2 protein-coding genes, 1 tRNA gene and 2 rRNA genes (1 of these 5 running past the window's edge) are annotated in these 7,622 nt (G+C 59.8%); 3 read left to right on the top strand and 2 right to left on the bottom strand.

The features are described from left to right. The 3 genes from FNZ56_RS07225 to rrf all read left to right on the top strand — a co-directional run. A tRNA-Ile gene (locus FNZ56_RS07225) sits at positions 1-31 on the top strand (it extends 46 nt beyond the left edge of the window). A gap of 211 nt (positions 32-242) precedes the next feature. After that, positions 243-3,104 (top strand): 23S ribosomal RNA (locus FNZ56_RS07220). 133 nt (positions 3,105-3,237) lie between these two features. Next, a 5S ribosomal RNA gene (gene rrf / locus FNZ56_RS07215) occupies positions 3,238-3,351 on the top strand. A gap of 48 nt (positions 3,352-3,399) precedes the next feature. Here rrf and FNZ56_RS07210 read toward each other — a convergent pair. Next, on the bottom strand, positions 3,400-4,869 hold the full coding sequence (locus FNZ56_RS07210) for a DNA polymerase Y family protein (RefSeq protein ID WP_143879190.1): 1,470 nt from the start codon (positions 4,867-4,869) through the stop codon (positions 3,400-3,402). 142 nt (positions 4,870-5,011) lie between these two features. After that, entirely contained in the window at positions 5,012-7,621 is a 2,610-nt protein-coding gene (locus FNZ56_RS07205) for a DEAD/DEAH box helicase (RefSeq protein ID WP_143879189.1), read from the bottom strand. Position 7,622 lies beyond the last annotated feature (1 nt).

Here is a 7,622-nt window from a genome sequence, read left to right as displayed (position 1 = left end):
GCCGGTGGTTCGAGTCCTCCCAGACCCACCACCCTGGATGTCAACACGCACACTTAAAGATTTGAAGCGATCCGGCGTTGAAGCCGGCTTCGCGTTCTTTGAAAACTCGGGACGTAGCGAGCGTTTGAATCGAATCGATCCAGACGTGTCGTTGAGGCTAAGGCGGGGGCTTCGAGCCCCTAACATTTGAATGTCGTTGATATTCGCAATCAACGTAACTCTGAGGCGACTTGGGGTTATATGGTCAAGCGAATAAGCGCACACGGTGGATGCCTTGGCGGTCAGAGGCGATGAAGGACGTGGTAGCCTGCGAAAAGCGTCGGGGAGCTGGCAACAAGCTTTGATCCGGCGATGTCCGAATGGGGAAACCCACCCGCAAGGGTATCGTGCAGTGAATACATAGCTGCACGAGGCGAACGCGGTGAACTGAAATATCTAAGTAACCGTAGGAAAAGAAATCAACCGAGATTCCCTGAGTAGCGACGAGCGAACGGGGAGCAGCCCAAAAGTCTGCATGGTTCTAGCAAAACGGCCTGGGAAGGCCGGCCATAGAAGGTGACAGCCCTGTATGCGAAAGGGCCACGCAGATGAAATTGAGTAGGGCGGGGCACGTGAAACCCTGTCTGAACATGGGGGGACCATCCTCCAAGGCTAAATACTCCTGACCGACCGATAGTGAACCAGTACCGTGAGGGAAAGGCGAAAAGAACCCTGGTGAAGGGAGTGAAATAGATCCTGAAACCGTGTGCGTACAAGCAGTAGGAGCCCGCAAGGGTGACTGCGTACCTTTTGTATAATGGGTCAGCGACTTACTGTTCGTGGCAAGCTTAACCGTATAGGGGAGGCGAAGGGAAACCGAGTCTGATAAGGGCGCATAGTCGCGGGCAGTAGACCCGAAACCGGGTGATCTAGTCATGGCCAGGGTGAAGGTTGAGTAACATCAACTGGAGGCCCGAACCCACGTCTGTTGCAAAAGACGGGGATGAGTTGTGATTAGGAGTGAAAAGCTAATCGAACCCGGAGATAGCTGGTTCTCCTCGAAAGCTATTTAGGTAGCGCCTCATGTGAATCCTCTCGGGGGTAGAGCACTGTTATGGCTAGCGGGTCATTGAGACTTAGCAAACCATGGCAAACTCCGAATACCGAGACGGAATGCATGGGAGACACACGGCGGGTGCTAACGTCCGTCGTGAAAAGGGAAACAACCCAGACCCACAGCTAAGGTCCCCAATTACCGCTAAGTGGTGAACGATGTGGAAAGGCACAGACAGCCAGGAGGTTGGCTTAGAAGCAGCCACCCTTTAAAGAAAGCGTAATAGCTCACTGGTCGAGTCGGTCTGCGCGGAAGATTTAACGGGGCTAAGCGGTAAACCGAAGCTTGGGGTGCATCACTTTGTGATGCGCGGTAGAGGAGCGTTCCGTAAGCCGGTGAAGGTGGATTGAGAAGTCTGCTGGAGGTATCGGAAGTGCGAATGCTGACATAAGTAACGATAATGCGGGTGAAAGACCCGCACGCCGAAAGCCCAAGGTTTCCTTGCGCAACGTTAATCGACGCAGGGTGAGTCGGCCCCTAAGGCGAGGCAGAAATGCGTAGTCGATGGGAAGCTGGTTAATATTCCAGCACCTCGTGCAAGTGCGATGGAGGGACGGAGAAGGTTAGGCAGGCCGGGCGTTGGTTGTCCCGGTGAGAGGGTTGAGGCGGTGCTCTTTGGCAAATCCGGGAGCGCAACGTTGAGACCAAGGACCGGCCCATTAGGGCTAGGCTGCCGATATCACGCTTCCAGGAAAAGCTCCTAAGCTTCAGCTTGCACAGACCGTACCGTAAACCGACACAGGTGGGTAGGATGAGAATTCTCAGGCGCTTGAGAGAACTCGGGTGAAGGAACTAGGCAAAATAGCACCGTAACTTCGGGAGAAGGTGCGCCTCTTCTGGTTAATAGCTGGGGGAGGCCGAAGTAACCAGGCCGCTGCGACTGTTTATCAAAAACACAGCACTCTGCAAACACGAAAGTGGACGTATAGGGTGTGACGCCTGCCCGGTGCCGGAAGGTTAATTGATGGGGTCAGCCGCAAGGCGAAGCTCTTGATCGAAGCCCCGGTAAACGGCGGCCGTAACTATAACGGTCCTAAGGTAGCGAAATTCCTTGTCGGGTAAGTTCCGACCTGCACGAATGGCGTAACGACAGCGGCGCTGTCTCCACCCGAGACTCAGTGAAATTGAAATCGCTGTGAAGATGCAGCGTTCCCGTGGCAAGACGGAAAGACCCCGTGAACCTTTACTATAGCTTTACACTGAACGTTGAGTTCGTCTGTGTAGGATAGGTGGGAGCCTTTGAAGCGATGGCGCTAGCTGTCGTGGAGGCAACCTTGAAATACCACCCTGATGTGCTTGACGTTCTAACCTGGGCCCGTGATCCGGGTCGGGGACCGTGTATGGTGGGTAGTTTGACTGGGGCGGTCTCCTCCCAAAGAGTAACGGAGGAGCTCGAAGGTACGCTCAGCGCGGTCGGACATCGCGCACTGTGTGCAAAGGCATAAGCGTGCTTGACTGCAAGATCGACGGATCAAGCAGGTACGAAAGTAGGACTTAGTGATCCGGTGGTTCTGTATGGAAGGGCCATCGCTCAACGGATAAAAGGTACTCCGGGGATAACAGGCTGATTCCGCCCAAGAGTTCATATCGACGGCGGAGTTTGGCACCTCGATGTCGGCTCATCACATCCTGGGGCTGTAGTCGGTCCCAAGGGTATGGCTGTTCGCCATTTAAAGTGGTACGCGAGCTGGGTTCAGAACGTCGTGAGACAGTTCGGTCCCTATCTGCCATGGGCGTTGGAGATTTGAGAGGGGCTGCTCCTAGTACGAGAGGACCGGAGTGGACGAACCTCTGGTGTTCCGGTTGTCACGCCAGTGGCATTGCCGGGTAGCTATGTTCGGAAGCGATAACCGCTGAAAGCATCTAAGCGGGAAGCGCGCCTCAAGATGAGATCTCCCGGGGCACAAGCCCCCTGAAGGAACCATCAAGACTAGGTGGTTGATAGGCAGGGTGTGTAAGCGCGGTAACGCGTTGAGCTAACCTGTACTAATGATCCGTGTGGCTTGACCATATAACCTCAAGTGGCCTTGGACTCGACGACGCGTCGGGGTTCGAAGCAAGACTTGTCTACGTCCCGAGTTACCTATGCGAGACAGGCGCCGTTTTCCTGCGTGTTCGGAAAGCTGGCGACGCTCCACCGTCTCCCTGGTGACAATAGCTGCGTGGAACCACCCGATCCCATTCCGAACTCGGAAGTGAAACGCGCACGCGCCGATGGTAGTGTGCACTCAGCATGCGAGAGTAGGTCATCGCCAGGGTCTTTACCCAAAACCCCCAGCCTCGGCTGGGGGTTTTTCTTTGCGCGGTCAGAACAGCGACGCTTGCAGCGATGCGATGTGCGCGTGGGGCGCCGCACTCCAGCCGCCCGCGCCGGAAGGGCGGTGCCGTTGCGCACGTTCGCGGTGGGTGTTCTCCGCCAGCACCTTGAACTGGCGTTCGCGTAGCAGGTACAGCTCGTGGCTGGTGTCGGATCCGGTAGCGCGACGGAATCCATTGCGCGGTCTCACGTCGCGTTCGAGTCCGGTTTCCGGCACGTGCTGGAACGGGATCCGCATCGGCGCGGCGTCCTTGTCCAGCGCGCAATGCATCGCTCCGAAATAGACCGAGTTGTTGCCGTATTTCCGATTGATGCGATCGACCACGCCACTCATGTCGCGATCACGCTGGCGCGCGGCCATCAGTTCGCCGGTCACATGGCCGCGTTCTTCCAATCCGACCAGGGTCACCGCCACCGACAATGGCGGATGGCGCCTCGGATCCCAGCGTTTCGTGGCGATGTGCCGTTGCAATTGCGCCAACTGTTCGCCCAGCAGGTGCAACAAGGTCGGGGTATCGTCGATGGGGGCGAACTGAAGGTCGCGTTCGAAGCGCGTGTCGAGGCCGACGAAACGGAGGCGGATCGCCATGCCGCGGGTGAGGAACGGACCTTGCCCGTCCTGGTCGCGGGCGCGCAGGCGCATCGCCGCCTTGGCCAGCAGCTTGAACAGCACCGAGCGCGCGCCTTCGAAATGGCGCAGTTCCGGCCCCAGCACATGCGAATGGCCGATGGAGCCGCGTTGAGCGGAAGGCCGTGCGAAGTGATGGCCACGCAACTGCATCCAGTAACGCTCGCCCTCCACGCTGCCCCAGGCCAGGCGCAGGCGCTCGCGATTGGCGTCGCACAGTTTCTCGACGCTATCGATGCCGGCCGCATGCAAACGCCGCTCCATCGATGGGCCGATGCCGCACAGGTCGCGCAATTCCAGGGCGTGCAGCTTATGCGGCAGGTCGGTCGGTTCCAGCACGGTCAGTCCGTCCGGCTTCTGCATGTCGGAAGCGGTCTTGGCCAGGAACTGGTTCGGCGCGATGCCGATCGAGCACTTGATCCAGTCGAAATCCTCGGCGATGCGCCGCTTGATGCGATGGGCGATTTCGATGGCGTTGTCGCGCTGGCGCTCACGACCAATCAGCCAACACGGTACTTCGTCGATCGACGCGGCCTTGCCATGCGGAATGCAATCCTGGATTGCATTCATCAACCGATGGTGGACTTCGATGTAGCGCTCGGGCCGCGCTTCGATCAGCGCGATATCCGCGCATTGCCCCTTTGCCTCGCTGACCAGCGTGCCGGTGCGGATGCCGTGTTCCTTGGCTTCGATGCTGGCGGCGATGCAGCAGGTGGTCATCGACTGCACCGGCACCACGCCGACCGGTTGTCCGCGCAATTCCGGCCGGTCTTGCTGTTCGACCGAGGCGAAGAAGGAGTTGAAATCGACGTACAGGCAGCGCAGCGTCATCGGAACGACCCGGTATGGGAACGCAGTATCCGGCCGGCGCGTCTCCGCGGCCGGCGCGAATTTCACGTTTTCACTAATAGCCGGATGGCGTCTCGCGGGTGGAGACGCGAGCGTTTGTAGGAGCGGCTTCGGCCGCGACCGATTATTCAATCGCAGCCAGCAATTGCTCGCGCACGCCGCGGCCTTTGTCGTCGGTCATCTGCGCCATCAGGTACAGGCCCTTGCCGTCGCTGTGCTTGGCCCAGAGGTCGCCCACCAAGCGTTTTTCCTTCTCCTGGTCCGCGGTAAAGCGATCGCCACCCTTGTATTCGATGACGAACAGGCGGCCGTCCTTCAACTTCGCGACAAAATCCGGATAGGTACGCTGTTTCGAAGTCGGCATCCAGAACTGCGATGGATGCACGAGGTTGCGTACCCAGAATTCGACGTCATCGAGCAGGTCGATCTGCTGCGCGCACTCGAATTCCTCGCCGGAATTCTTCAGGTCGCCGGGGATCGGGTAGTAGTGCTTGCGGAAGCGGTAAGCCCCTGCGTAATACGAATGTGCCGGGTACAGCGCCATGTCGGCGGGATAGGTGAAGGCGTGTCCAGGCTCATCGCTGGCAACGATCTCCAATCCACTATCGAACAGCGCCTGCTGGAAGCCTTGTCGGTAAGCGCGATCCTTCGCCTGCAACAACTGCTCTTCCAGTTTGCGGCGAAGGATGAATTGCCCTTTCAGCAACTGCGCCAGCGAGAAGCCGCGCTCATCGAGCAGGTTGCGCACGGCGCGATGCAGCCATTCACGCAATACCGGCTGCCGGATCGATGGGTCACGGATCTCGTGGTCGAGCCATCCGATCAGGTCGGTGTCGGTTCGATCCTGGGCGAAGCCCGGCAGGTAGGTCGCGACGTCATCCTTCACCTGGTGGTAGTGCACCGTGTGGTCGTCGAGATCGACCTCGAAGGTCATGCTGTCGTCGTTGAAGCGGAAACTGGACAGGTCGGGCGGGCTGGCGAGCAAATCCCATTCGAAGCCCGCGGCGACCATGCCGCGATCGATCAGTTCCAGTTCGCCCTGTTCGATCGAATACAGCCGCGGGACACGGAATTCCTTGCCGAGTTCGCTCGGTGCCTTGGCGGCAGCGGCCAGGTCGAGGTGGTGCTCGATTTTCGCGGCCAGTTCGTCGCGCTTGCTCGGCGGCGCGGTCAGGACGATGGCTTCCACCGTTTCCGGCTGGATTTCGCCTGTGATTTCGACGACCCCGCCATTTCCGTCTTCGTTCGACTTGAAAACGACGCGCTCCGCATCGCGGGCGGGAACGCCGGACAGGTCGGGTTCCTTGCGAACTTCGATGCGCGTGGTCGGTGGAGGCGCCGGTGTTGTCTCGCCGCCCCGCAGCGGCAGCTGCGGCGCTTCGCGGCGAATCGCGGCCGCGGCTTCCAGCGGATTGAAGCCGATGCTGAGCAGCGATTGGGTCAGCTCGCCGGCGGCCTTGCCGAAACTGTCGGTGACGACGTGCGCGTAAGCCTTGTTCATCGCGTCCTGCCGGCGACGCGTGGCGTACGGCATGCGCAGCACGCGGCCAAGCAGTTGTTGGATGTCCTTGTCGCTGTGCACCTGCGCCACCGAGCAGAACACGTAGGCGAAGGAGCAGTCCCAGCCTTCCTTCAGCGCCTGCTTGGTGATGACGACTTCGATCGGGCAATCCCTGGCGAACAAGTCGATGCCGTCGATCTCGCGCTGGTCGCCGGTGGCGATGGCGATGACCTTTTCGTCGACGCCATCAATGTCGACGAGGTGCTTTTTCACTTCCTCGACGGTCGCCGCACCACGCGCGCTTTCCGCCTGCACCAGCAGGATCGGCCGAATGTATTCCGATTCATCCAGCGCAGTCTTCGCCAGCGATTTGCGCCGCGCGACCGCGCTGCTCACCGCCGCATGCCAGTCGTCCTTGTGTTCCTTCAACACCACCGGGAACTTGATCATGTTCTCGGCCTTCAGCTCGAAGGCAGAGACGCTGGCGAGTACGTTGGAGCTGGAAACATCCGGGGTTGCGGTCAGTTCGACCACGGCGCGCGGGCCGAGGCGTTCGTAGACGGCGTAGGACAGCGGCGTGGTCGCGTTGTGCGCTTCGTCCATGATCACCAGCGGGCCGTGCAGCTTCAGCAGGTTGGCAAACGAGGCCACGGCCTTGCCGTCCGCGCCCTTGTCGAGGTAGCCAAGATCGCGCGTGCTGCCGGCGAAATGCACTTCCAGGTCTTCGTGGTGTTCGTAGACCTTGCGGCCTTCCTTGTCCGTCACCCGCAACGCAGCGACGGTGGAAATGACGACGCAGACCTTGGTGCCGATGTCCGCCGGACGGATCTGCGCGAAGTCGGCCACGTCGAACACCGCGACCTTGCCGTCGAAGGCGCCGTCGAGTTCCTGTCGATAGGGATGGCGCGGATCGCGGAAGGCTTCCAGCGTCTGCGTCTTGATCTGCGTCGTCGGCACCATCCACATGACCAACGGGAATTCGCGTTCCAGCAACGCGCGTCCCGCGGACTGGATGATGTGCGCGCCCATCACGGTCTTGCCACCGCCGGTGGGAATGCGCAAGCAGGCGTAGGGCACGGCGGGCAGGCCGGGCATGGGCTTGTAGGTTTCGGGCAGGCCCTCGTCGACGCAGGCCGCGAATGCATCGGCCGCATTGCCGAGTCGCGCGGCCTCGAAGAATTTTTCGAGGCTTTCGAGTGCGCGGCGCTGGTACAGTTTGAGGGCGAGGGCCATG

It is taken from the genome of Lysobacter lycopersici (assembly GCF_007556775.1).
Taxonomy (GTDB): Bacteria; Pseudomonadota; Gammaproteobacteria; order Xanthomonadales; family Xanthomonadaceae; genus Pseudoluteimonas; species Pseudoluteimonas lycopersici.
The sequence above is the reverse complement of the archived record's forward strand: the minus strand, read 5'-3'. Positions and strand labels throughout refer to the sequence as shown.